Genomic DNA, 25182 nt, shown 5'->3' with positions numbered 1-25182 from the left:
AACCTTCCCTGCACCGAAAGGACCTGACTCCATGCCCCAGTACGTACGCGGCGTTGTCGCCCGCGCCAAGGGCGAACCGGTACGCGTCGAGACGATCGTCGTGCCCGCCCCCGGCCCGGGTGAGGCGGTGGTGACCGTGCAGGCGTGCGGCGTCTGCCACACCGACCTGCACTACCGCGAGGGCGGCATCAACGACGACTTCCCCTTCCTCCTCGGACACGAGGCGGCGGGTGTGGTCGAGCAGGTCGGCGACGGCGTGACCGAGGTGGCGCCGGGTGACTTCGTCGTCCTGAACTGGCGTGCCGTGTGCGGCCGCTGCCGGGCCTGCCGCCGTGGGCGCCCGCAGTACTGCTTCGACACCCACAACGCGCGGCAGAAGATGACGCTCACCGACGGCACCGAGCTCTCCCCGGCCCTTGGGATCGGCGCCTTCGCCGAGAAGACGCTCGTCGCCGCCGGCCAGTGCACCAAGGTCGACCCGGCCGCGTCTCCCGCCGCCGCGGGGCTGCTGGGCTGCGGGGTGATGGCGGGTATCGGTGCGGCGATCAACACTGGGGGAGTCGGCCGAGGCGACACCGTGGCCGTCATCGGCTGCGGCGGGGTGGGCGGCGCGGCCGTGATCGGCGCGAGGCTGGCGGGCGCGGCGAAGGTCATCGCCGTCGACATCGACGACCGCAAACTGACCACCGCCAAGACCCTGGGCGCGACGCATACGGTCAACTCCCGCACCACGGATCCGGTCGAAGCCGTCCGTGAGCTCACCGGTGGTTTCGGCGCCGACATCGTGATCGAGGCCGTCGGCCGCCCCGAGACCTACCGGCAGGCGTTCTACGCCCGCGATCTGGCGGGCACCGTCGTCCTGGTCGGCGTTCCCACCCCGCAGATGCGGCTGGAGCTGCCGCTGCTGGACGTCTTCGGCCGCGGTGGGGCGCTGAAGTCCTCCTGGTACGGCGACTGCCTGCCTTCCAGGGACTTCCCCCTGCTCATCGACCTGTACCTCCAGGGTCGCCTGGACCTGGACGCCTTCGTCAGCGAGACCATCGCCCTGGACGAGGTGGAGGGCGCATTCGCCCGCGTGCACAAGGGCGATGTTCTGCGTTCGGTGGTGATCCTCTGATGGCCGGCCCGCGCGTCGAACGGCTCGTCACCTCGGGCGTGTTCACGCTGGACGGCGGTAGCTGGGAGGTGGACAACAACGTCTGGATCGTCGGCGACGACCACGAAGCGGTCGTCATCGACGCCGCACACGACGCCGACGCCATCGCCGGGGCGGTCGGGGACCGGCGGCTGGCCGCAATCGTGTGCACCCACGCCCACAACGACCACGTCAACGCCGCCCCGGCGCTCGCCGCGGCCACCGGCGCGCCCATCCTGCTCCACCTGGACGACCGGCTGCTGTGGAAGCACACCCATCCAGACCGCGCCCCCGACGGGTACCTCTCCGACCATCAGCGCATCGACGTCGCCGGCACGCATCTGCGCGTCCTCCACACGCCCGGTCACACCCCAGGAGCCATCTGCCTTCACCTCTCCGATTCCGACACCGATTCCGACACCGAATCCGACAGCGATTCGGATGCCAATGTCGGGACCCTCTTCACCGGCGACACCCTGTTCGCGGGCGGCCCAGGAGCGACCGGACGGTCCTACTCGCACTTCCCCACCATCATCCGCTCGATCCGCGACCGCCTGCTGGTGCTGCCGCCCACCACCGTGGTCCGCACCGGGCACGGCCCGGACACCACCATCGGCGCCGAGGCGCCGCACCTCGAGGCATGGATCGCACGGGGGCACTGAGCCGGGAAGCCCAGCACCTCGGCTCCCTGCCGGTGTCCGTCCCACCGGCAGGGACCTCAGGGGCGGGGCGCGGGCGCCGCCATGGTGGACCGGCGTACGACCAGTTCGGGCCGGAGCAGTACGTGTACGTGCTCGTGGGCGCTGCTGCGCGGTGCCGTGTCCTCGATGAGCAGGCGGCCGGCGTGCCGGCCCATCGCGACGGCCGGCCGCCGCACCGAGGTCAAGGGCACGACGGCGGACGCCGCGAAGTCGATGTCGTCGTAGCCGATGACCGCGATGTCGTCCGGCACGCGCAGGCCGGCCTCGTACAGCGCCTGCAATACGCCCAGGGCCAGCAGGTCGTTGGCGCAGAACACGGCGGTCGGGCGGTCGGGCAGGCCGAGGATGCGGTGCCCGGCGTCCCGGCCGGCGTGCACGGTGAGGGCGGGGCAGGGCAACTCCCGCAGCGCTGTCGCCGCGATGCCCGCCTCGGTCAGGGCGGCGAGGGCTCCCGCGCGGCGGTCCCGGATCTGTTGGAGACGGTCGGGGCCGCTGACGTAGACGAGGGAGCGGTGTCCGCGCTCGACGAGGTGGCGGACGGCCGCGTGGCCTCCCGCCATGTCGTCGATCCCGACGGAGCAGGTGCCGGGCTGCGGGGCGTTCTGGTCGGCCATGACGTAGGGGACGGCGTTGCGGCGGAAGGCTGCCGCGGTGCGTCCCGCGCCCTGGTCGGAGGTGAGGACGGCGCCGCGGACCTGGTGGGAGGTGATCAGGGACAAGTGCCGAGCCGCCTGGGCGGGTTCACGGGTGCCGGTGCAGACCATGACGCCCAAGTCGGCCTCCCCGGCGGCCTGCTCGACGCCGCAGGCCAGCGCGGCGAAGAAGGGGTTGGCGAGGTCGTGGACCAGGACGGCGAGGACGCGGGAGGTCCAGCCGCGCAAGGGGCGGGCGCCCTCGGCGCGCACATAACCCAAGGATTCGATCACCGCGAGCACTCGCGACCGGGTGGTCTCGGCCACGATCTCCGGGCGGTTGAGCACGTTGGAGACGGTGCCGAGAGACACCCCGGCCTCGCGCGCCACGTCCTTGACGCCGATCCGAGGGAGCCGGGGTCGGCCGTGGTCGGGACCGGACGGGGCGTCGAGGCCGTCGCGTGTGCGACGGGCGGCGGAAGCACCGGGCATCGGTCGCTCCATGGCCTAGCGGCCCCGCGGCGTGGCGGTGCTGCCCCGCACGACGAGACGCGGCGTCATCGTGGTCCGCATGGCCCTGTTCCGTCGGCCCTCCACCCGCTCGACGAGCATCCGGGCGGCGGAGGAGCCCATGGTGTGCCCGGCCTGGTCGACGCTGGTCAGCTGAACGGGGGCGAGCGCGGCGAGGGCGGTGTTGTTGTAGCCGACGAGGGACAGGTCGTCCGGGATGCGCAGGCCCAGTTCATGGGCGGCGCGATAGATGCCCAGGGCGGCGACGTCGGCGCCGGTCATGACGGCCGTCGGCCGGTGTTCGGCGGTCAGCAAGGTCATACCGGCTTTGAAGCCACCCTCGTCGGAGTAGGCGGCCTGGTGGACAAGGGCGTGGTCGGCGAGGCCGTGGCGCTGCATCGCGGCGAGGTAGCCCTCGGTCAGCACGGTCTCGGGCGGGCGTTTCCAGCGGTTGGCCTTGGTCCCTTGGGCGGAGACCAGAGCGATGTGGCGGTGGCCGAGTTCCACCAGGTGGTCCACGACCAGTCCGGCGCCGACGTCGTCGGCGTCCACGACCGAGTCGTGGGTGTCGTCGGCGTCGTGGTGGCCGATGACGACGGTGGGCGTCGACGCCGCAGTGGCCAGCACCTCGTCGCGCGCGGTGCCCGGTGCGATGAGGATGAGCCCGTCCATCTGACGGTCCACCAGGGCGCGTACGGTCTTGGCCTGTTCCTCCGGATCGAAGCCGGCCGCACCGATGAGCACGGTGTACTCGCTGTGACGGAGTTCGTCGCGGATGCCGTCAAGGATGTCCGCGAAGAACGCGTTGCGGACGTTGTCCAGCAGCACACCGATCGTGTACGTCCGGCCGCGCATGCCCCGTGCCGCGGCGTGCGGGCGGTAGCCCAGCTCGGCGATCGCTGCCTGGACCTTCTCCCGCATGGCCGGGCTGACGCCGTAGGCGTTGCGCAGCACCTTGGAGACGGCGGCGACGGACACCCCGGCGTGCCGGGCGACATCCGTGATGGTCAGGCGTTTGCTGCGTCGAGGCTCCTCGGCCCGCTCCATCATCCACGCTCCGGTTCTCATGGGTCTGGGTGTAACGGTCTACACGCTTACCCCGGGGTGTCGTCAAGTCGTCCACTCCATCACTGCTCCGTTACGCCGCTGTGTCTTGACGGCGACCGCAGGGGGATGCAGGGTGTTGCCCATTCGACGTAGAGAACGTTCTACAAACTCTCTCTCGGGCGCCGACCCTGCCGCTCGCCAGGGCGCCGTTTCCCCGCCGCATGTCATCCCGCCAGAATCCTGGGAGTCTTCCGTGTCCTTCCCCATGCCACCCGCCCGCCGTACGCGACTGGGCCTGCTCACCGCCGCCACCGCCTCCCTCGCCCTCCTTGCCACCGCCTGTGGGGGCAGCGGTGGCGCCGCTTCGGCCGCACCGGAGGAGTTCAGCTACCTCAGCGTCACCGAGAACACCACCGTCAAGACCGCGCTGACGACGCTGTCGAAGGGGGCGTGCAAGACGGCGAACAGCGCCCTGCCGCTGAAGGTGGAGACCGTCCCGCAGGCGAGCCTGGACCAGAAGCTGCAGCTGCTGGCCGGACAGAACGCGCTGCCGGTGCAGTTCGCGGCGGGCAACGCCCCCGCGCTCACCCAGCAGCTGGCCAAGTCGGGCAAGGTCGCCGACCTGGAGGCCAAGCTGAAGGACCTGGGCGTCCTGGACCAGCTGGAGCCGGCCGCCGTCTCCACCGTCAAGGCGCTGTACGGCGGCGAACTGCGTGTGCTGCCGTACGAGTACAACATCGAAGGGATCTTCTACAACAAGCAGCTCTTCGAAAAGCACGGCCTGAAGGTCCCGGGCACCTGGCAGGAACTGGAGTCCGCGGCCGCGAAGCTGGAGGCCAAGGGCGTCCAGCCGTTCTCCGCATCCGGCCAGCAGGGGTGGCCCATAACCCGCCTGATCAGCGGCTTCCTCTACCGCAGCCTCGGCCCGGACGCGCTGCAGAAGGTGGCCGACGGCACCGCCAAGCTGACCGACCCCGAGTACGTCAAGGCCGCCGCGGAAGTCGCCGAGCTCGGCAAGAAGGGCTACTTCGGCAAGGGCGTCGGCTCCATCGACTACGACACCGCGATGAACCAGTTCCTGACCGGCAAGGCCGCCATGTTCTACATGGGCAGCTGGGCGCTGGCGAACATCGCCGACGCGAAGCAGAACAAGGTGGGTGCCGAGAACGTCGGCTTCATGCCGTTGCCGGCCGTGACCGGCGGCAAGGGCTCGATCGACCAGTACCCCTCCAACGTCGGCCTGGGTATCACCCTGGGCGCCAAGACCTTCGACGCCAAGACGGGGGACTGGGTCTCCTGCATCGCGCGGAACTACGGCGCCACCGCACTGAAGGACCACGGTTCGATCTCCGGCTTCAAGGCCAACGCCGAGGTGAAGGACGCCAACGCGGTCACCACCCAGGTCCGCGACACCATCAGCGCCTCCGAGCGCAACGTGCTGTGGTTCGAGGCCCTGTTCAGCACCAAGGCCACCACCGTCAGCCAGACCAACGCCGCGAGCCTGGCCGGCGGCAGCATGAGCCCGCAGGAGTTCATGCAGACGGTCCAGGACGCGCTGGCCGCCCAGTGACCGTCCGGGGGCGGCCACCGGCCCGCCCCGCGCTCCGCGTGCGCCGCCCCCGGTCCCCCGGGCAGAGACAGCCGGAGGCATCTGACCCGGCAGGTCTGTTCAACGCAAACGAAGTGGACCCCATCCATGCACCGCGTACTCGGTGACCGCAGGGCCGTCGTGCTCCTGCTCGGTCCCGCCCTCCTCGTCTACTCACTGATCATGCTGGTCCCGATGGTGTGGTCGCTCGGGTACTCCTTCACCCAGGGCAACACCATCGACGGCTTCACCGGCAACGGCGTCGCCAACTTCTCCCGGCTGCTGGACGACCCGGCCGTCCGGGACGCCCTGTGGTTCACCCTGAAATACGCCGTGATCGTCACCGCCGGGCAGGTCGTCGCCGGCTACCTGCTGGCCCTGCTGTACGTGTTCTTCCTCAAGCGGGCCTCGGCGCTGATCCGCACGCTGGTGTTCTTCCCCGTGGTCCTGCCCACGGTCGCGGTCGGGCTGCTCTTTCAGAAGCTCTTCCAGGTCGCCCCGCAGACCGGACCCGTCAACTCGCTGCTGAACGCCGTGGGGCTGGACTCGGTCGACTTCTTCGGCAGCGCCGGCAGCGCCTTCTGGGTACTGATCGTCATGGACATCTGGCGCTCCATGGGCTTCTACGCGGTCCTGCTCTTCGCCGGTCTCGTCGACATCCCCGACGAGGTCCTGGAGTCCGCCCGCCTGGACGGTGCCACCGGCCTGAGGCTGATCCGCCACATCGTGCTGCCGCTGTCCCTGCCGGTGCTCATGTCATCGCTGATCTTCAGCATCAACGGCACCCTGAAGGTCTTCGACTCGATCGTGGCCCTCACCAACGGCGGACCCGGCAACGGCACCACCCCGCTGACCCTGTACATGTTCCAGACATCGTTCACCTACAGCGACTACGGCTACGGCAGCACCATCGCGCTGCTGCTGACCGTGGTGTGCCTGCTGGTGAGCCTGGTCGTCTACCGCGTGTCGCGGCGCGACCTCACGGAGGGCTGACAGCCATGGCCATCAACACCCTTGCCAAGACCTCCGCGAACCGCCCCGGCCGCGAGCCGGCCGCGCGCGACAGCCGCATTCGGCGTCCCCGCCGAGGCAGCCGGCTGTGGGTGAAAACCGTCGTCGGCCTGCTCCTGGTCGTCGAGATCTACCCACTGCTGTGGATGCTGCTGACCTCGCTGAAGTCCAACGACGACTACCTCAACAACTCCACCTGGAGCCTGCCCACCACCTGGGAATGGGGCAACTACACCGAGGCGTGGACCACCGGTCACATCGGCCTGTACGTGCAGAACAGCCTGCTGGCCGTGATCCCCGCCCTGGCCCTGATGCTGCTGCTGGGCACCGCTGCGGGCTTCGCCCTGCAGATCATGGTGTGGAAGGGCCGCAGCCTCACCCTGCTGGTCTTCCTCGCGGGCATGATGGTGCCGCCCCAGATGATCCTGCTGCCGCTGTTCACGGTGTACTTCCAGACCGGACTGTCCGGCACCCTGTGGCCACTGATCCTCACCTACACCGGCACCGGCCTGCCCCTGACCGTCTTCATGATGGCCACCTACTACCGCACCGTCCCCCGGGAACTGTTCGAGGCGGCCACCATCGACGGCGCCGGCATCCTGCGCGCCTTCTGGACCATCAGCGTCCCCCTCGTCCGCAACGCCCTGCTCACCGTCGGGCTGGTGCAGTTCTTCTTCATCTGGAACGACCTGCTGATCGCGCTGACCTTCACCAACGACCAGGACCTGCGCACCATCCAAGTCGGCCTGCTCAACTTCACCGGCGACTTCGGCGCCACCCAGTACGGCCCGCTGTTCGCCGCCATCTGCATCAACGTCTTCGGCACCCTGCTGATCTACCTGTTCCTCAACCAGAAGGTCATGAAGGGCCTCACCTCGGGAGCGGTCAAGGGCTGACTCAGGCCCGCCGCCTCATTCGACCCCTCCCGCGCTTGCAGCGAAAGGTTCCACTTGCACTCCCCCCAGCCCTCCCCGGTGTCCTTCGAACACCTCCCGGACGGCCTAGGCACCGGCGTCCCCGCACCTCGCCTGACGTGGCGGTTGCCGCCAGGCTGCGGCATGCAGGAGGCGTACGAGCTCGAACTCGACCGCGATGGCGGTCCCACCGTGCGCACGGGCCGCGTGCCAGGTCAGGACCAGGTACTCGTCGCGTGGCCGGGCGCCCCGCTGGCCTCACGTGAACGGGTCGCCGTCCGCGTCCGCGTCTGGTCACCGGGCGCCGCCGAGCCCTCGCCCTGGAGCGAGCCCAGCGTCGTCGAGGCCGGGCTCCTCGACCCGGCCGACTGGCGGGCGATGCCCGTCCGAGCGGGCTGGGACGAAGACCTCGAGGCCACCCGCCGCCCGGCCCGCATCCGCAGGGACTTCCGCTTGGAACGGCCGGTCGCACGCGCCCGCCTGTACGTGTCGGCCCACGGCCTGTACGAGGCGGAGATCAACGGCCGGAGGGTCGGCGACGAGGCGCTCGCCCCGGGCTGGACGGTCTACCCGCACCGTCTGCGCTACCGCACGCACGACGTCACGGGGCACCTCACCGTGGGCGCCAACACCATCGGCGCGTGGCTCGGAGACGGCTGGTACCGCGGCAAGTACGGCTTCGACGGCGGCACTCGCAACATCTACGGCACCGACCAGTCCTTGCTCGCGCAACTGGAGATCACCTACGACGACGGCGGCACCGTGGTCCTCGCCACCGACGGAACCTGGACCGCCGCGCAGAGCCCCATCCTGGCCAGCGGCCTGTACGAAGGGGAGACCTACGACGCACGGCTCGACGAACCCGGCTGGTCCGCTCCGGGCCATGCCGCGTCCGGCGACTGGCAGCCGGTACGGGTCACCGAACGGAACCCCGCCACCCTCGTCGCGCCCTCGGGCCCATCGGTGCGCTGCACCCAGGAGGTCCTTCCGGTCGCCGTCACCAGGCTCGACGACGGCCGCCACCTGCTGGACTTCGGGCAGAACCTGGTCGGCCGGCTCCGCCTGACCGTCGACGGCCCCAAGGGCACGCGGACCACGATCCGGCACGCCGAGGTCCTTCAGGACGGCGAGCTGGCCACCAGGCCGCTCCGAGAGGCGTACGCCACTGACCACGTGATCCTCTCCGGAGACGGCCCGCTCACCTGGGAGCCCCGCTTCACCCTCCACGGCTTCCGCTACGCCGAGATCACCGGCTGGCCCGGACAGCTCGCGCCGCACGATGTGACAGCCCGCGTCTACCACACCGACATGCGCCGCACCGGCTGGTTCGAATGCAGCGATCCGCTGATCAACCGCCTGCACGAAAACGTCGTATGGAGCATGCGCGGCAACTTCGTCGATATCCCGACCGACTGCCCCCAGCGCGACGAACGCCTCGGCTGGACCGGCGACATCCAGGTCTTCGCCCCCACCGCGGCCTTCCTCTACGACTGCGTGGGCATGCTGGACTCCTGGCTCACCGACGTCGGACTGGAGCAACTGCCCGACGGCACGATCCCCTGGTACGTCCCGGTGATCCCGGGAGAGCCGACGTGGACACCGATCCAGCCCGGCGCCGCCTGGGGTGACGTGGCCACTCTCACCCCTTGGACGCTCTACCAACGCTTCGGCGACATCGAGCTGCTGCGCCGCCACTACCCCATGGCCACGGCGTGGGTGGACCTGGTGGAGCGCCTCGCCGGCCCCAGCCGCCTCTGGGACACCGGCTTCCAGCTGGGGGACTGGTTGGACCCAGAGGCACCGCCGGACGACCCGGGGGCCGGCCGGACCGACCGCTACCTCGTCGCCACCGCCTACTTCGCCCACTCGGCCCGCCATCTCGCCCTGACGGCAGCCGAGTTGGGGGAGGATCGGGACGCCGAGCGGTACGCAGCGCTGGCCGACGAGGTCGCTGGTGCCTTCCGCCGCCGGTACGTCACCGACTCCGGCCGGATGACCAGCGACAGCCCTACCGCCTACGCCCTGGCCCTGGTCTTCGGACTGCTCAACCCGCAGCAACGGCAGCAGGCCGGAGACCGCCTGGCCCAGCTGGTCCTCGCCGACGACGCCCGAATCGCCACCGGCTTCGTCGGCACGCCACTGATCTGCGACGCGCTGACCGACACTGGCCATCTGGAGGTCGCCTACCGCCTGCTGACCCAGACCCAGTGCCCCTCCTGGCTGTATCCCGTGACAATGGGCGCCACGACCATCTGGGAACGCTGGGACAGCATGCGTCCCGACGGCACGCTCAACCCCGGCGGCATGACCTCCTTCAACCACTACGCCCTCGGCGCGGTCGCCGACTGGCTGCATCGCATCGTCGGCGGCATCACCGCCGCAGCCCCCGGATACCGCGAGATCGTGTTCCGGCCACGGCCGGGCGGAGGCATCACCTGGGCTCGCACCCGGCACGAAACGCCGTACGGGACTGCCTCGTTGGCCTGGGAGGCGACCGGCACGGGATTGGTCGCGCAGGTCGAAGTCCCCGACGGCTGCCGCGCGACGGCCGAGCTGCCCGGCTGCCCGCCCGTTGCGCTGGGATCGGGCAGGCATGTCCTCGACTCGGCGCAAGCGACTGCCGGAGCCGCCTGACAGGCACGGGTGCAGGCAGCGCGAAAGTCCGGCGCATTCCCGCCTGAGGGAATGCGCCGGACTTTCATTTTCCCTGGTTCTGGTTCAGGTTATCCATCGCGTGGATGCTCGTCATTAACGGTCCTTATGGCGGGCCGCTCGCCGCGGCCTTCAATTGAATTTTCAGTGCACGATTTCAAAATTAGGAAACCTGGTATTGGCTGCTCAAAGCCGGTGTGCGAAGAAGATGTTGCTGATGGGTTGACCCGGCCGAAAATAGTCCCTAGCCTCACTGAGCATTGAATTGCATGCTTCCGTTCCGGGCGTTTTGGTGCCCCCATTCGCTCGCCGTGGGACGCGGCGGCGGCTGTTCTCGGACGAAGCGGCAATTCCCCCTTGCTGGGGCCGGCCGTGAACCTGACCCCTCGGCCGGCCCCCTCCCCAACCCGCGACCGCCCCTCGGGCTGCCGCCCTGTCCGTCCGGAGAGCCGCTGTGAACAGACGCACCTTCCTCTCGGCCGCCACCTTCACCGCCCTGGCCATGAGCATGGCCCCGGCGGTCAGTGACGAGGCGAACGCCGCCTCGGACACCACCCCGCAGCAGCGAGCAGACGCCCTGCTCGCCCGGATGACCGCCGCCGAGAAGGAGGCCCTGATCCGCTGCGACTTCGCAGCCGTCGCCCATCTGGGCATTCCGGCGCTCGCCATGGTCGACGCCTCGGCCGGGCTGCGGGGAGAACAGGGTGTCACCGCCTTCCCCGTGCCGGTCGCTCAGGCAGCGTCCTTCGACGAGGACCTGGCAGCTCGCATCGGCCGCGCCATCGGCGCCGAAGGCCGCGGCAAGGGCTACAACAACCTCCTCGGCCCCACCGTCGACCTCACCCGCACCTGGCACTTCGGCCGCCAGGCCGAAGCCATGGGGGAGGACCCGCTGCTGGCCGGCCGCCTCGGAGCGGCCCTCACGGTCGGCATGCAGAGCCAGCACGTGGCGGCCACGGTCAAGCACTTCGCCGCCTACACCCAGGAGACCAACCGCTTCTTCACCGACACCAAGGTCTCCGACCGGGCCCTTCACGAGATCTACCAGGCGCCCTTCCGACGCGTCGTCGCCGCCGCACCGGCCACCTCCGTGATGATGGCCTACCCGAAGATCAACGGCACCTTCGCCACCGAACACCCCGCCCTGTTCGACGACTTGAAGAGCCGGATCGGCCTGAAGGGCTACACCGTGCCGGACTTCTGGGCGGGCGCCGACCAAGTCGCCGCCGCCCGCGCCGGCATGGACCTCGCCGGCCTCGGCCCCGGCGCCGTCAAAATCCCCGCGGGCGCCCTCACCGGCGGCGCGATACCCGGCACACGTCTCGACGACGCAGCCCGCCGCATCCTCCTCACGATGTTCGCCGCCGGTCTCTTCGACCACCCCGTGCCCAGCCCGGCCGACGACGTCAGCAGCAGTGACCATCAAAGCCTCGCCCACGAAGCCGCCGTCGCCTCCACCGTGCTGCTCCACAACCGCTCCGCGGCCCTGCCCCTGCCCGCGTCGCTGAGGTCGCTGGCCGTCATCGGCCCCGCCAGCACCGATATGCTTCCCGGCGTCTCCGGATCCACATACGTCGACCCCGGCACCTGGACCACCCCGCTGGAAGCGATCCGCGCCCGCGCAGGCGCTTCCGTCAAGGTCACGCACGCGCAAGGCACCAGGGGCGACGTCCCCCTCACCACCATCCCGTCGGCCGTCCTGCGCACCAGCACCGGCCCGGCCGGTCTGACCGGCACCTACTACGCGGGTGCCGACCCCACCGGCACCCCCCTCGCCACCCGCACCGACGCGACCGTCGACTTCACCGCCGCGCCGGTCGACGGCCTGCCCGACGTCTGGTCCGCGCGGTGGACCGGCACCCTCACCCCGAACGCCACGGGCCTGCACCGCTTCTCCCTGCTGCCCGCCGGAACCACCACACTCAAGATCGACGGCAGCACCGTCGTCTCCGGCACCCGCCAGATGCGCCGCTTCTTCCTCGGTCCCTACGACTATCCCCTCCACGGCACCGCCGAGCTGACCGCCGGCAGGCCCGTCACCGTGGAGTTGACCTACACCAACGCCACCGCGGAACCCGGCACCTGCGGCCTCACCCTCGGCTGGCAGCCCGACTCGCTCATCCCCGCCGCCGTGGCGGCGGCCCGCGCGGCCGACGCCGCGGTCGTCGTCGTCAACCGGGTCGCCGGGGAAGCGATGGACCACGAGCGCCTCGAACTCCCCGGCGACCAGAACCAGCTCATCTCCGCCGTGGCCGCCGCCAACCCCCGCACGATCGTCGTCCTCAACACCGACGGCCCCGTCGCCACCCCATGGCTGAACGACGTGGAAGCGGTGATCCAGGCCTGGTACGGAGGCCGCGGCATGGGCACCGCCCTCGCCGCCGTCCTCTTTGGAGACGCCGACCCCTGCGGCCGCCTGCCCGTCACCTTCCCCGCCGACGCCGGACAAGGACCGGGCACCACGACTGCCACCTACCCCGGCACGAACGGCACCGTCTCCTACGACGAGGGCATCGCCGTCGGATACCGCTACTACGACGCCAATGGACAGCAACCCCGCTTCCCCTTCGGCCACGGACTGTCCTACACCACCTTCGCCCACGGCTCCGTCGAAGCCGCCTACGACCCGACAGCCCAGCGCATCACCCTCGGCGTCACGGTCACGAACACCGGCCGACGCCAGGGCACCGACGTCGTCCAGGTGTACGCCACCCTTCCGGCAGCGGCCCAGGCCGAACCGCGCCGCCTTGTCGCCTTCCAGAAGGTCACCCTGCCCGCAGCAGGTTCCAAGCGGCTCACCCTCACCATCCCCGCGCAGGACCTCACCGTCTGGAAGTCGGGCACCTGGACGCTCGTACCCGGCCTCTACGTCCTCGCGACCGCGAGCTCGTCGCGCAGCCTGACCGCGCAGCGGACCCTGACCATCAGCTGACCCCGCTCCAGCCCGTCCGCTCACGCCTCACCTGCCCCGGGGCGTGAGCGCACCAACCCCTCACCCGCCGGCCCGCCCCCGCCGGTGAGCCGTACCCACTTCTCCGGAGTCCGCCCGTGCCTGTCACCCTGCGCCATGCGCGCTCAGCAGTTGCCCTAAGTTGCGCATCCGCACTGCTGGCCGGTTGTTCCCTCCTCGACGCATCCGAGGGGCGGATCACGGAGATCACCGTCCTGGCCAACGTCACCGACAAGTCCTCCGTCAACAGCGTCGTCACGGCCTTCCAGCGGCAGAACCCCGAGATCCGGGTCAGCGTGACCTTCGCCGACACCAACACCCTGCAAGGGGAACTGCCCGACATGCTCAAAGAAGGCGAAGGGCCGGATGTCTTCACCGTCTGGCCGGGCAGCGGCAACCCGGCATCCGTGACGGCACTCGAACGCGACAACCTGCTGGAGGAAGTCAGCCTGCGCTCCTTCAACCGGGCCATGCCGGAAGGCGTCAGGCCGGTGACCGAGGTGCTGGGCATCACCTACGCGGTGCCCATGAGCTTCAGCGCGATCGGCGCGATCTACTCCGAGCGCACGCTGGACGAGATCGGCGGCTCCGTCCCCACCACCTGGAGCGAGCTGATCGACCTGTGCGGCACCGCACGCGAGCACGGCAAGGCGCTGTTCGCCCTGGGCAACGCCACCCCCTGGGTCACCCAGCTCCTCTCCTACGCCCTGGTCGCGACCACCGTCTACGTGGACGAGCCCGACTTCGACGAGCGGATGGCCGTACGCGAGCGGACCTTCGCCGAGTCCGGGTGGCGGACCGCGCTGGAGAAGTACCTGACGATGAATGACCATGGCTGCTTCGAACCCGAACCGCTCAAAACCTCCTACGAGGACGCACTGGACGAGGTCGTGGACGGCCGGGCGGTGGGCGTGGTGCAGGTCGCCAGCACACTCTCCGCGCTCCGGGCCGCCGACCCCGATCTCGGTCTGCGGATGGCCGCGCTACCGGCTACCGACGACCCCGGGGAAACCCGGATGCCCGGCGCTGTGTCAGCCGCCTACGGCCTCAACGCCGACAGTGCGCACCGCGAGGCCGCCCTCTCCTTCGTCGACTTCCTGGGATCGGAAGAAGGCCAGAACCGCTACAACCGCTCCGGAGCCACCCTGCCCGCCATTCCCAACGCGTCCTTCACCGTCGATCCCGCCGTCGAGGAAGTCGCCGAACGCCAGAAGGCCGGCACCACCGTCCCGTTCATGGACCAGCGCTGGCCCAACTCCGACGTGCAACAGACCCACTTCAGGCAGATCAAGGCTCTCTTCGCGGGCACGACGAGTATCGATGAGGCACTGGCGGCGCTGGACCGCGCCTATCGGGAGCGCACCTGACAGTCCTGCGCCGGTGAGGGCCACTGACACCGCGCTCACGAAGCACCCTGGGTGGAGCGCCCCACGCCTGCGATCATGAAGTCGGGCCGCGCCGTTCCCGGTGCGGCCCGCTTCTTGGTTCAAGGGGGATGCCATGATCGCACGTGACGCGGTGCCGGGGCTGGCGGCCAACCCGTCCGCACCCGCCGACGTTCTTCTCCGGCTCGTGCCGTCCGAGTACGACTGGGACATCGTCTCCCGGCTCGTCTGGCGCCAGTCACTGCCGGCCGAGGTCGGGGAGGCCCTGGTCACACACCCCGACCGCCGGGTGCGTTCCGCACTGGCCGACAGCTGGGTCGCCGACCCCGCGCTGCGGGCCAGGCTCCTGGACGGCCCGGACTCGGACGCCATCCTCGTCGCCTGCGGCCCGTTCCCCTACCGTGCGACCGTCGAACCCCTTCCGGACCAGGCCTACGAGCGGCTGCTGAGCCACGAGCGGGACGTCGTCCGGCACGAGACCGTCATGTCCGCCCACGTCCCCACCCACGTCCTGGTGCCCCTGGCCACGCACGAGGACCCGTTGTTCCGGCTGGCCGCGTGCCGCCGGGTGTGGGCCGAACTCACCGACGGCGTACGCGCCGGGCTTCTCGACGACCCGGACCGCCGGGTGCGCCAGGCCGCCGCGCTGCACGTCATGCACGAGGACGCCGAGCGCACCGCCTGGCTCGTAGCGGCGCTCACGAACCAGTGGGAGCTCGGGGACGTACTCGAATCCGGCCTGCTCACCCGGGAGTTGTCCGAACGCCTGATGGCCGACGGCAACCATCTGGCCCGACTCGCCCTCAATCCGACGTTCCCCGCCGACCTCGCGGCCCGGCTGGCAGTTCACGAGGATCCACGCGTACGGCTCGCGGTCTCCGCGCGAGCCGAGCTGACGGAGGATCAGCGCCGCGCGATCGACTGGAGGGTGTCGCCCGAGGACCGACTGGACGTGTTGCAGTGGGTATGGCGCTCGCGCGAGGACGAAGACCTGCTGCGCCGCTGCGCCCACTCGGCGCACACCTGGCTGCGGCGCACCGCCGCGCTCTGCGAGCACCTGCCCGAGGACTGCGTGCAACTCCTCGCCGACGACGAGGACTTCGCCGTACGACTGCTGCTCGCCGAGTGGCATCCGAAGGCGCCGCCGGAGCTGCTGTACGACCTGTATCTGCACGGCACACACCGAGCGGTCTCCATGCTCGTCAGCCGGCCGCGATTCCCGTCGGCCGGGCTCGCGGCACGCTGCGCCGACGCGGAGGATCCCCGCGAACGAGCCCTCGCCCTGCGCGACCCGGACGCCCCGCCGTCCTTGGTCGAGCGGCTGAGCCGGGACGCGAACCCGAACGTGCGCCAGGCGGCGGCCTACGACCCCAGGCTGCCGGTGCCGAGGCTGCTCGAACTGCTCGACGACCCGGACCTGGGCGTGGTGGCGGCCGCCAACCCCGCGCTGCCCGTGCCGGAGATGCGGGCCCTGCTCGCCCGGGCGGGTGTGCCGGAAGCCGGTGTCCCGGCCGCGACGAAGGAGCGGCCCCATTGATCTCGTCCGATATGCAAGAACGTTGGGACGTCGTGCCGTGTTCGCGGGGCTGGATGCCGATGCGGCGCGGCTGTCGTCATCACCGATCACCCGGGGTTACGCGGTGGCGGGCTGGTGCGGAGAGCGGAGCACGAGCAGGGTGATCTCGCTGGGGGCGAAGACGCGGAACGGCGGACCCCAGAAGCCGGTGCCGCGGCTGGTGTAGAGGAGGGTGCGGGGGCCGTGGTGGCTGAGGCCGGCGACGGCGGGCTGGTCCAGGCGGACCAAGTAGTGGAACGGCCAGATCTGGCCGCCGTGGGTGTGGCCGGAGAGCTGGAGGTCGACGCCTGCGGCGGCCGCGCGGCCGACGAACGCGGGCTGATGGGCCAGGAGCATGACGGGCAGGTCCGGGTCGACGCCGTCCAGGGCGCCCGCGAGGTGGGCGCGGTGGCCGGCCAGGCCGGAGGCTTCGGCGGTGACGTCGTCCACGCCGGCGACCACGAGGGTGTCGCCGCCGCGCTCAAGCAGCAAGTGGCGGTTGCGCAAGGGCTCCCAGCCCAGCTCGTCCATCAGGTCGACCCAGCCCTGGGCCTCGCTGTAGTACTCGTGGTTCCCGGTGACGTAGACACGGCCGCTCGTCGCCTGCACGGTGCCCAGGGGTGCAGCCTGGGCGCGGCGGCGTTCGGCCGTGCCGTCCGCGATGTCGCCGGTGTGGCAGACCAGATCGGCTTCCAGGGTGTTCACCCTCTCGCAGACCCGTGCCGACCAGCGGGCGCGGTCGAGGGGCCCGTAGTGGGTGTCGGTGATGAGGACGACGCGCGTGCCGTCCAACCCGGCTCCCAGCCGGGGAAGTTGCACATCCAGCCGACGCACACGAGGTATGCGTCGGGCCTCGGCGTACCCCCAGGCGAGCAGTACGGCGGCTACGCCGAGGACGGCCCAGGTGACGACACGGGCCCGCTCCTGGCCGTCGCCGACGCCTGCCACGGCCAGGGCGAGCCGCAGCAGGACGCCGAGCAGCACCGACCAGGTGAACAGGACCCAGACGCTGCCCAGCAGGACGTCACCTGAGATCGCCGCCCAGTCCTGCTGACGCCGACCGTGACCGCGCACCATGGCGAGCGGCATACCGATCATTCCAGCGGCGAACAGGGCGGTCCCGGCCAGCGCGACCGGCAACGGCCAGTGCTGGCCGGTGTGCAGCAGGACCCAGCAGGGCACGGCCCACAGCAGCACGGGGGCGACCAGGGGCAGGAAGCGCATCAGGCGGTGCAGCCCGCTCTGCCCCGCCGCTTGCGCTTCGCTGTCGACGGGCCGGGCGTTGTCGGTGTCGGTCACGCTTCTCCTCCAGAAGTGCTGTCCAAGAATCATGCCTCCAGCGGTGGCGGAGGGTGGACGGCACCGTCGTATCCGCGCGATCCATTGATGTCCGGTGCGCCGGACATGTTGGGGCGTCCTCCGTGCGTGTCGGGTACGACGCTGCCCGGACCGAGCCCGCACCGCCGAGCAATACCGCGGGATCTGCCTGCTGACCACGGACATCCGCTGCCGACCGCGATGACAAGGTCCGCCGGGACTCCCCATAGGGTGTGCCGCATGCCTGCCACGATGAGTCCCACCAAATCCCGCGCCGCGCTGAGTACATCGGCACGTGTCTCCGCCGAGATGCTGCTGGTCCTTGTGATGGTCGGGGTCGCCCTATGGCTGCTCGACCGGATGTGGTCGGTGGTCTGGCCGCTCATCGTCGCTCTGCTCCTCACCACGCTGACCTGGCCTCCGACACGTTTCCTCCGCTCGCGGGGGTGGCGACCGGCCCTGGCCGCGACGCTGGTGACCCTTGCGTTCCTGCTCGTGGCCGCCGGGGTCGTGGCGCTGATCGCGGTTCCGGTCGCGTCCCAGTCCGGCGACCTGACCGACGGCGTCGTCGAGGGGGTGCAGAGGCTGCGGGAGTGGGCCGCCGGCCCGCCGCTGAACATCGGGGACGCTCAGATCGACAAGGCCTTCGACAGTGCGGTCGAGCGGGCCCAGGACGGTCTGGGCAGCGCCGTGAGCGCCCTGGTCACCGGGGTGAGCAGTGTCGTCAACGGCGTGATCACCGCTGTGCTGGCCCTGTTCCTGATGTTCTTCTTCCTCAAGGACGGGCCGCGGTTCCTGCCGTGGCTCGCCCGCCAACTGCCCGGCCGGCTCTCCGTCGACGTCCCCACCGTCGCCGCGCGCAGCTGGGACACCCTGGGTTCGTTCGTCCGGTCCCAGGCCGCCGTCGGACTCCTCGACGCCGTGTGCATCGGGGTCGGCCTGTGGATACTCGACGTGCCGCTGGTGCTGCCGCTGGCGGTGCTGACGTTCGTCACCGCGTTCGTGCCGATCGTGGGCGCACTGTTCGCCGGCTTCGTGGCGGTCCTCATCGCGCTGGTCTCCAACGGCCTGTCCGACGCGCTGATCGTGCTGGCCATCATCGTGGTCGTGCAGCAGCTTGAGGGGAACGTGTTCCAGCCCATGATCCAGAGCCGCGGGCTCGGCCTGCACGCGGCGGTGATCCTGCTGGCGGTGACGCTGGGCGGAAACCTGGCGGGCATCGTCGGTAGCCTCCTCGCCGTCCCGATCACCGCCCTGATCGCGGTGGTGTGGAACTACGTGCGCGAGCAGCTCAGCGAGCCACCCGCGGAGCCGGAGGGCGATGAACCGATCCCTGGCGCCGCGGTCCCGTCGTGACGTCCGCTGCGAGCTGCTGAGCAGGCGCCTTGGTCGTTGGGCCGGTACCAGAAGGCAAATGCCGTCCTTGCTGCGGCAGGCGGCGCTTGCTCGTCGTTCATCCGTCGGCCCTCAACCGACCTCCACCCGAAGGCCGATGATGGTGCCGGCCTCGGTGATCGTGCCGGAACCCGTCCCGAACGTCCGGGTCACCAGTCCAACGCGCCTTCGGTGCCTCAAGGCTGTCGCGTCGGTTGGCTACGAGGCGGTCTTCGTCCCGATGCCGTGGGCGAGGAGGCTCTCGGCGGTGTCCTCGATGGTGTCGGCGATGGGGCGCGCTCGCCATCCGAGGAGTTTCTGCGCCTTGGTGCTTGTGGCGTCGAGGTCCCGGCCGAGCTGGTGTCTAAGCAGGCGCAGTTCCGGGTTCACGAGGCCCAGTGCGCGGGCGACCCAGACGGGCAGTTCACGGGTGGGGACCTTCGCGGCGCGCTCACCGAGGCGGTCGTGCAGGATGCGTGCGATGTCGATGACGCGCAGGCTGTGCCCGGCGATGGCCAGGAAACGCTCGCCGGCGGCTGCCGGATCGGTCATCGCGCGCAGGTGCAGATCGGCGACGTCGCGGACGTCGACGAAGCCCATCCCGAAGGGAGGGCACGCGGGCACCCGTCCTTCGAGCATTCTGCGGACCAGACGCAGGGATGGCGGGTCGTCCAGGCCGAGTAGGGGCCCAAGGACTCCTACGGGGTGGACCGCTGCCAGTTCGAGGCCGCCGCCTTCGTCCTGGACGAACTGCCAGGCGGCGCGTTCGGCGAGTGTTTTGGACCGCTGGTAGGGCGGGATGTCGCTGTCGACGTCTGTCCAGTCGTCCTCGGTGAACGGGGTCGAGCGCGGGGGGTGTCCGATCCCGATGGCGCCGAAGGCACTGGTCAGGACGACCCGGCGGACACCGGTGTCGCGGGCGGCGCGCAGCACTCGCAGGACGCCCTCGCGTGCCGGGACCACCAGGTCGTCGTCGTGGGCCGGCGTGTGGCGCAGGGTCGGCGAGGCGACGTGCAGGACGAACTCGCAGCCGGCGACGGTGGCGTCCCAGCGCTCGGGGTGCTCGAGATCGGCGCGTACGACGGTGAGCCGGTCGTCGTCGAACCGTGTGGCCGCGTGCAGCCAGGACCGCAGTGTCGGCTCGCGTCGCGGGTCGCGGACCGTGGTGCGGACGGTGTGCCCGGCGTCCAGCAGGGCCTGGACGCACCAGCTTCCGATGAAGCCGGTTCCTCCGGTGACCAGTACTCGTGTCATCTCTCTCCTTCAGCTGTTGGCTCGTGCGGTAAGGGGGGTCATCGGGTGCGTCGCACGGTGGAGCTGGGTGGCGGCCACGCTGCTTCCCAGGAGGGCGTGGCCGATCATGATCGGGTAGATGACGGCGCGCTCGAACAGGCCGATGTTCCACATCCAGCCGGTGAGCACGTCGGTCATGAAGAGGGGGAACGCGATGAGGCCGGCGGTGCCGAGCGCGGTGCTCGCGATCGAGCGGCCCCTGGTGAGGCCGATGCGGCTTCCGCCGGTTCCGACGGCGATCGCCATGATGTTGCCGGCGAGCATGACACCCTGCGCGCCGAACGTGTGGACCGCGATCAGGCCGTTGTCGACGTTGGCGTTGGAGCCCTGGAAGATGCCGACGAGCGACACCCCGACGCCGGCGAGAACGGCGAGGGCCAGGATGATGATCGGGGGGGCGCCCTTGCGTGGGTCGAACACGAGAAACGTGCCGACGATCAAGAGAACGCCGTAGATCACCCAGCCGGTGTCCATGACGGCGCCGAGCGGGGAGTTGGCGACCTGTCCGAACGCGGTCTGCGGCGGGCCGGTCAGACCGAGGTGGCTCACCCAGTTGTACAGGGGCGAGTACGGCGGGTCCTGCCAAGCGGCGGCGGTGATGAACTCGGCGCCCCAGGACACGAGCGGACCGGGAAGGATGAGGAGGGCACCGGCGCGGGCGGCGGCGCCGGAGCGGACGATGGGGTTCATGCGAGCGCCATTCCGGGCACGCGTCGGCGGATGGCCTCCATCTCGACTTCGTCCGAGACGCCCTGCCAGTCGTGGCGGGGGGTGTACGGGGCCTCCAGAGCGCGCACGTCCTCGTCGGTCAGTGCGACGTCGAGAGAGGCCACAGCCTCGTCGATCTGCCGGATCGAGCCGGCGCCGACCAGGGGAGCGGTGACGACCGGCTGGCGGCGCAGCCAGGCGAGGGCGACCTGTGCGCGGCTGACGCCGTGCGCGTCCGCAACCTGTCCGACCGCGTCGACGATGGCGTGGTTGGACGCCTCCTGCGCGGGCGAGTAGAGCAGGTCCGCGTACGCGCCGTCCGTCTCGGAACGCGCCGTCGAGCGGGCGTCGTCCCACGCGCGGGCCAGACGGCCGCGGGCCAGCGGCGACCAGATGATCGTGCCGACCCCCTCGTCCAGGCACAGCGGGATCATCTCCCGCTCCTCCTCGCGGGCGAGCAGGTTGTAGTGGTCCTGCATCGACACGAACCGTGCCCAGCCGTGCTGCCTCTGCAGGTGCAGCGCCTTCGCGAACTCCCAGGCGTGCATGGACGAGGCTCCGAGGTAGCGGACCTTGCCGGCCTTCACGAGGTCGCTGAGCGCCTCCAGCGTCTCCTCCCACGGAGTGGCGTGGTCGTTGCGGTGGATCTGGTAGAGGTCGATGTAGTCCGTGCCGAGGCGGCGCAGCGAGTGGTCGACCTCGGTCATGATCGCTTTGCGTGACAGGCCGCGGCCGTTCGGTCCCAGCCGCATCGGGTGGCGCAGCTTCGTGGCGATCACCACGGCGTCGCGGTCGGCGAAGTCCTTGAGCGCGCGGCCGAGGATCTCCTCGCTGGAGCCGTTGGAGTACATGTTCGCGGTGTCGAAGAAGTTGATCCCCGCCTCCAGCGCGTGCCTGATGAGCGGGCGCGCGTCCTTCTCGCCCTTCGACCAGACGGGATGCCCGCGGTCAGGTTCGCCGTAGGTCATGGCACCGATCGCGATCGGGGACACGTCGAGGCCGGTCGTGCCGAGCTTGATGTAATGCATGACGCTCCTTAAAGTATGTGGAGAGCTCTCCACTTAGTGCCAACGTAGTGGAGAACTCTCCACTTAGCAATGTGAGGTCCCGTGGTCCGTTCAGACGCCCGTGAGAACAGGGCGCGCATCCTCGCCGCCGCACGCGAAGCGCTCACCGCGGACGGCAACACGTCGATGAACCAGATCGCCCAGCGCGCCGGAGTCGGCGCGGGCACCCTTTACCGCAACTTCCCGACACGCGAGGCGCTGGTCCTGGCCGTCAACCAGGACGAGGTGGCACGCATCACTGGCACCGTGCCCGACCTGCTGGCCCGGATGCCGCCACTGGAAGCCCTCCGACACTGGACGCTGGACCTCGTCGAGGCCATGCGGCGAAAGCACGGCCTCGGCGACGCGCTCACCCCGGGCATGCACCAGGCGATCAGCGAGCAGAGCTACGGACCGGTCATCGCCGCGATCACAGAGCTCCTCGACGCCGGCAAGAAGGACGGAAGCATCCGTGCGGACGCCGCACCTGGGGATTTCCTCCAGCTCACCGGCGCGTTGTGGCGCGCCGCGTCCAGCCCGGTGGACCGGGCCCCCCACATGCTCGCGCTCATCCTTGACGGACTCCGCACGCACCGGTAGTGGAGGGCCTCACGGCTCCAGGGGACCGCTGCCGTGCCGGTCGGCGATGTGGGGGAAGGAAGGGATGCCGAGGTCCACGGCGGTGCCGCGGCGGGCTCGTTCGGCATCCAACTGGGTGAGCTCGTCCTGGGCTCCCGCAAGGCTGACTCCAAGTCCAGGTACCGAACGCGCGGGCGCAGATGCCGATGGAGAGCTTGCGGCGCTCAAAGCGGCCGAGGAAGGCATCCCACTCCACGGCGGTGGGGGAGGGGTATCCCTCACTGGGGCGCAGGAAGCGATGGCCTGCGCGGTGTGAGGCGGCCGGCCGCTGGCATCGGTCCAGGCCGGGCCGCCGCCCGCACCTCACGTGAAACCACGGCCGCGCGGTCTGAAACGCATGGGACCCGACCCACCCCTGCGGTTCGACCTCTCCGCACACCTTCGACCTCTCCGCACACCACCGCTACACCCTGACGGTGAGCCACCGCGGGCGCTCCCGCCAACTGGACCGCAGTCGCGATGCGGTTGGCCGTCGGGGAGACCAGAGCCCTGGTGCATGGACGCATGCGGCCGCTGCGCGGCGGCACCCTCGGGGGGATGCCACCGGCAGCCGACTTCCCCTGCGTGAGCCGGAGCGCCTCCCGGCTCAACCGCCGCTCAGTCGCAGCAGTCGCAGCAGCACTTGCACGGGTTGCAGCAGCCCCCGCCCCCGCAGCAACCGTCCCCCGAATCACCACCGGAGCCACCGGAGCCCCGACCGCCCCCGCCCGAACCGCCGGACGAGCCACCTGAGTTGCCCCCGCCCGACCCGCCGAACCAGCCGTCGCCCCCGCCGTCCCGGCCGGAACCGTCCTGACGCGAGCCGCGATTGCCCTCGCCGGACTGCCAGGGCTCCATGTCATCCGGGCCCTCGTCCTGGTCGCAGGTGCAGCAGCTGGTGCACAACCTGCAGTCGCGGCACAACTGCCGCCACTGGCCGCACCGTCGGCACTCACCCTCCGAGGGCCGGCCCGACGCCATGGATGCGCCCTCCGGCCCCGTACTCGTCAGCGCTCCGACGCCGCAGGTCGTTCCCGTCCCCGCGGGCGGTTCCGTCGCGGTACGGCGTCCCAGCCAGGGGAGCACGCGCGGCCCCCGTGCCTGCTGGCGGTGCTGGTGATGACGGTGCCGGGGGTCGAAGACACGCTCCACGGCGCGCTCCAGCTCACCGCCCAGCAGCGCCCGTACCAGCCGCCCGTCGACGAACTCGGCGTCGGACAGGGCGAGTCGGATCCCATGGACCGCGTCGTCGCAGAGCCGACGCACCTCGGTGCGGTCGGCGCCGGTCACGGTGATCGGGTTCCACGCGCCCTTCGCCTCGTCCGCGTCCAAGTCCTCCACCGCGTCGAGCAGATGCGCCAGTCGGCCGAACAGCCGGCCTGCCTCAGCCAGCGGCTCCGCGTTCGCCGGGCGGCCGGCGAGGACGGCGGTGTGCGCGAAGGCGGCGGCCGTCGCCGTCTCCGTCGGTTCCGTAACCGCCAGCAGCGAGTCGCCGCGACCGGTCAACCGCTCGATCTCCGACTGCCGTTCGACCGCGCCGAGCAGCACCGCGGTGTCGAAGCCGAGCCGTTCGCCACCCTTGGCACCCGCACGGTCCCAGCCCCGGGCGATCCGTCGCGCCGCCATCGTCACCGGACGGCGGCCCAACAGACCGTCACCGTCGGCCACATGGTCACGGACCTTCGCAGCCGCCAGCACCAGCGACACCGTCGCCGCCAGCCGGGCGCCCTCACCCTGCGCCACGTCCGCCGACCGCATCCCGCGCAGCGGACACGGGCCGGCGCCCCGTCGCCAGTCGCCGGTGCGCTCCGACTGTGCCTCGGTCAGCACCGAGACGATCAGGCCGTCGTAGTTGGTGGCCACCCGCGCGAACTGCCCGTACTCGCCGCGCAGCGCCAGACACAGCCCGCACAGATGCGCCATCCACTCGGTGCGCATGCCCTCGCCCAGGCGATGACGGCATGGCCTGATGATTCCGAACAACGAAGCTCTCCCCCGTTTACCAACTGCCAGGACACAGCCGGACGGCGGCGCCGCGCCTGAGGCACGACCACGCGGAAGAGGACCCGCCCGTCACCCGACGGGCGACATGCTAGAGCCTGTCCGCACAACTGTTTGTCCTGCGGTCCGCAAGGAGTGGGAGACCCGGCGCACTGCGCTCAGGCGAGCTTCTTCCTGAAGAACTCGTCGAGCGTGTCGAAGGGACGAGTTCTTACGGTCGTACAGATCGACGCTGTCGGGGGCCATCACCAGGACTTCCTCGGAGTATCAGCGGCAGTCAGCGTCGGCGCCGTGCCTCTGGGAGAGCACTGTGGGGCGCCGACATGTCGATGTTCGTCACCCCAGGCACCGCCCCGGCCACGGGCGTCCGGATCCCCCCTGCTCGGATTCGGGCTCCACCGGCCCGGCCGCGGGGAACATCGCCGCTCTACCCTGATCCCCACCACCGTCCTCGCTCCGCACAGCCACCGCGGCTCCCGGCTCGGCGGACCGTACGGGGGCGCCCGGCGGGCACGGCACGCACGTGGCCCTGGAAGCCGTCGGCCACATGCCCGCCTACGAGCAGGCCCTCGGAGTGGTCCGCCCCGGCGGCGTGGTCAGCCGCGTCGGCGTGCCCCAGTACGAGGAGGCCCCCCGTCGGCTTCGGCAGCCTGTTCCGCCACACCATCCGCCTGGCAGGCAGCCCCGCACCCGTCCGCGCCTACATCGAGGAAATGATGCCCGGCATCCTCGACGGCGCCATCGA

The 25182-nt window shown here is 70.5% G+C and carries 18 protein-coding genes; 11 read left to right on the top strand and 7 right to left on the bottom strand.

Going from position 1 to position 25182, the window contains the following annotated elements; translation table 11 throughout:
* Positions 1-31: 31 nt before the first annotated feature.
* Both ACWDRW_RS29635 and ACWDRW_RS29630 read left to right on the top strand, forming a co-directional pair.
* Entirely contained in the window at positions 32-1117 is a 1086-nt protein-coding gene (locus ACWDRW_RS29635) for an S-(hydroxymethyl)mycothiol dehydrogenase (protein WP_451728043.1), read from the top strand.
* Positions 1117-1797 (top strand): MBL fold metallo-hydrolase, encoded by a 681-nt coding sequence (locus tag ACWDRW_RS29630; RefSeq protein WP_451728041.1) that lies wholly within the window; start codon positions 1117-1119, stop codon positions 1795-1797. The genes ACWDRW_RS29635 and ACWDRW_RS29630 overlap by 1 nt, the downstream gene beginning before the upstream one ends.
* A 56-nt stretch (positions 1798-1853) precedes the next feature.
* Here the strand turns inward: ACWDRW_RS29630 and ACWDRW_RS29625 are convergent, their stop codons facing one another.
* Together ACWDRW_RS29625 and ACWDRW_RS29620 are read right to left on the bottom strand one after the other, a co-directional pair.
* Positions 1854-2960 (bottom strand): LacI family DNA-binding transcriptional regulator, encoded by a 1107-nt coding sequence (locus ACWDRW_RS29625; protein ID WP_451728039.1) that lies wholly within the window; start codon positions 2958-2960, stop codon positions 1854-1856.
* A 15-nt stretch (positions 2961-2975) separates the two neighbouring features.
* Positions 2976-4046 (bottom strand): LacI family DNA-binding transcriptional regulator, encoded by a 1071-nt coding sequence (locus tag ACWDRW_RS29620; protein ID WP_451728036.1) that lies wholly within the window; start codon positions 4044-4046, stop codon positions 2976-2978.
* A 232-nt stretch (positions 4047-4278) separates the two neighbouring features.
* Between ACWDRW_RS29620 and ACWDRW_RS29615 the strand changes: the two genes are divergently transcribed.
* From ACWDRW_RS29615 to ACWDRW_RS29585, 7 genes are all read left to right on the top strand, one after another.
* On the top strand, positions 4279-5595 hold the full coding sequence (locus tag ACWDRW_RS29615; RefSeq protein ID WP_451728034.1) for an ABC transporter substrate-binding protein: 1317 nt from the start codon (positions 4279-4281) through the stop codon (positions 5593-5595).
* A 126-nt stretch (positions 5596-5721) separates the two neighbouring features.
* Entirely contained in the window at positions 5722-6606 is an 885-nt protein-coding gene (locus tag ACWDRW_RS29610; protein ID WP_451728031.1) for a carbohydrate ABC transporter permease, read from the top strand.
* A gap of 5 nt (positions 6607-6611) precedes the next feature.
* Positions 6612-7520 carry a carbohydrate ABC transporter permease gene (locus ACWDRW_RS29605; RefSeq protein ID WP_451728028.1) on the top strand — a complete coding sequence of 303 codons (909 nt, stop codon included), beginning with the start codon at positions 6612-6614 and terminating at the stop codon, positions 7518-7520.
* A gap of 78 nt (positions 7521-7598) precedes the next feature.
* Positions 7599-10172 carry a family 78 glycoside hydrolase catalytic domain gene (locus tag ACWDRW_RS29600; RefSeq protein ID WP_451728025.1) on the top strand — a complete coding sequence of 858 codons (2574 nt, stop codon included), beginning with the start codon at positions 7599-7601 and terminating at the stop codon, positions 10170-10172.
* 472 nt (positions 10173-10644) lie between these two features.
* Complete coding sequence (locus tag ACWDRW_RS29595) at positions 10645-13122, top strand: glycoside hydrolase family 3 protein (protein ID WP_451728022.1); 2478 nt, start codon at positions 10645-10647, stop codon at positions 13120-13122.
* A gap of 116 nt (positions 13123-13238) precedes the next feature.
* A complete protein-coding gene (locus tag ACWDRW_RS29590) occupies positions 13239-14507 on the top strand; it encodes an ABC transporter substrate-binding protein (protein ID WP_451728019.1) in 1269 nt (422 codons plus the stop codon).
* A gap of 133 nt (positions 14508-14640) precedes the next feature.
* On the top strand, positions 14641-16062 hold the full coding sequence (locus tag ACWDRW_RS29585) for a hypothetical protein (RefSeq protein ID WP_451728017.1): 1422 nt from the start codon (positions 14641-14643) through the stop codon (positions 16060-16062).
* A 96-nt stretch (positions 16063-16158) separates the two neighbouring features.
* Here the strand turns inward: ACWDRW_RS29585 and ACWDRW_RS29580 are convergent, their stop codons facing one another.
* Positions 16159-17379 (bottom strand): metallophosphoesterase, encoded by a 1221-nt coding sequence (locus tag ACWDRW_RS29580; protein WP_451728014.1) that lies wholly within the window; start codon positions 17377-17379, stop codon positions 16159-16161.
* 258 nt (positions 17380-17637) lie between these two features.
* Between ACWDRW_RS29580 and ACWDRW_RS29575 the strand changes: the two genes are divergently transcribed.
* Positions 17638-18753: an AI-2E family transporter gene (locus tag ACWDRW_RS29575; RefSeq protein ID WP_451728011.1), complete on the top strand. Its 1116-nt coding sequence runs from the start codon at positions 17638-17640 to the stop codon at positions 18751-18753.
* Between the two features lie 237 nt (positions 18754-18990).
* On the opposite strand, the gene ACWDRW_RS29570 is transcribed toward ACWDRW_RS29575, so the two are convergent.
* The 3 genes from ACWDRW_RS29570 to ACWDRW_RS29560 are packed head-to-tail and all read right to left on the bottom strand — an operon-like array spanning position 18991 to position 21800.
* Complete coding sequence (locus tag ACWDRW_RS29570; RefSeq protein WP_451728004.1) at positions 18991-20025, bottom strand: SDR family oxidoreductase; 1035 nt, start codon at positions 20023-20025, stop codon at positions 18991-18993.
* 9 nt (positions 20026-20034) lie between these two features.
* Positions 20035-20754 (bottom strand): DUF998 domain-containing protein, encoded by a 720-nt coding sequence (locus ACWDRW_RS29565; RefSeq protein WP_451728001.1) that lies wholly within the window; start codon positions 20752-20754, stop codon positions 20035-20037.
* A complete protein-coding gene (locus ACWDRW_RS29560) occupies positions 20751-21800 on the bottom strand; it encodes an aldo/keto reductase (protein WP_451727998.1) in 1050 nt (349 codons plus the stop codon). The genes ACWDRW_RS29565 and ACWDRW_RS29560 overlap by 4 nt, the downstream gene beginning before the upstream one ends.
* Before the next feature lie 81 nt (positions 21801-21881).
* On the opposite strand from ACWDRW_RS29560, the gene ACWDRW_RS29555 reads away from it, so the two are divergent.
* Positions 21882-22418, top strand: coding sequence for a TetR/AcrR family transcriptional regulator (locus ACWDRW_RS29555; RefSeq protein ID WP_451727996.1), 537 nt, complete (start codon positions 21882-21884; stop codon positions 22416-22418).
* A gap of 636 nt (positions 22419-23054) precedes the next feature.
* On the opposite strand, the gene ACWDRW_RS29550 is transcribed toward ACWDRW_RS29555, so the two are convergent.
* A complete protein-coding gene (locus ACWDRW_RS29550) occupies positions 23055-24419 on the bottom strand; it encodes a DUF5685 family protein (protein ID WP_451727993.1) in 1365 nt (454 codons plus the stop codon).
* Positions 24420-25182: the final 763 nt, after the last annotated feature.

The sequence above is a fragment of the Streptomyces sp. NPDC003635 genome (genome assembly GCF_053587635.1).
This window is presented reverse-complemented; position numbering and strand designations above follow the sequence as displayed.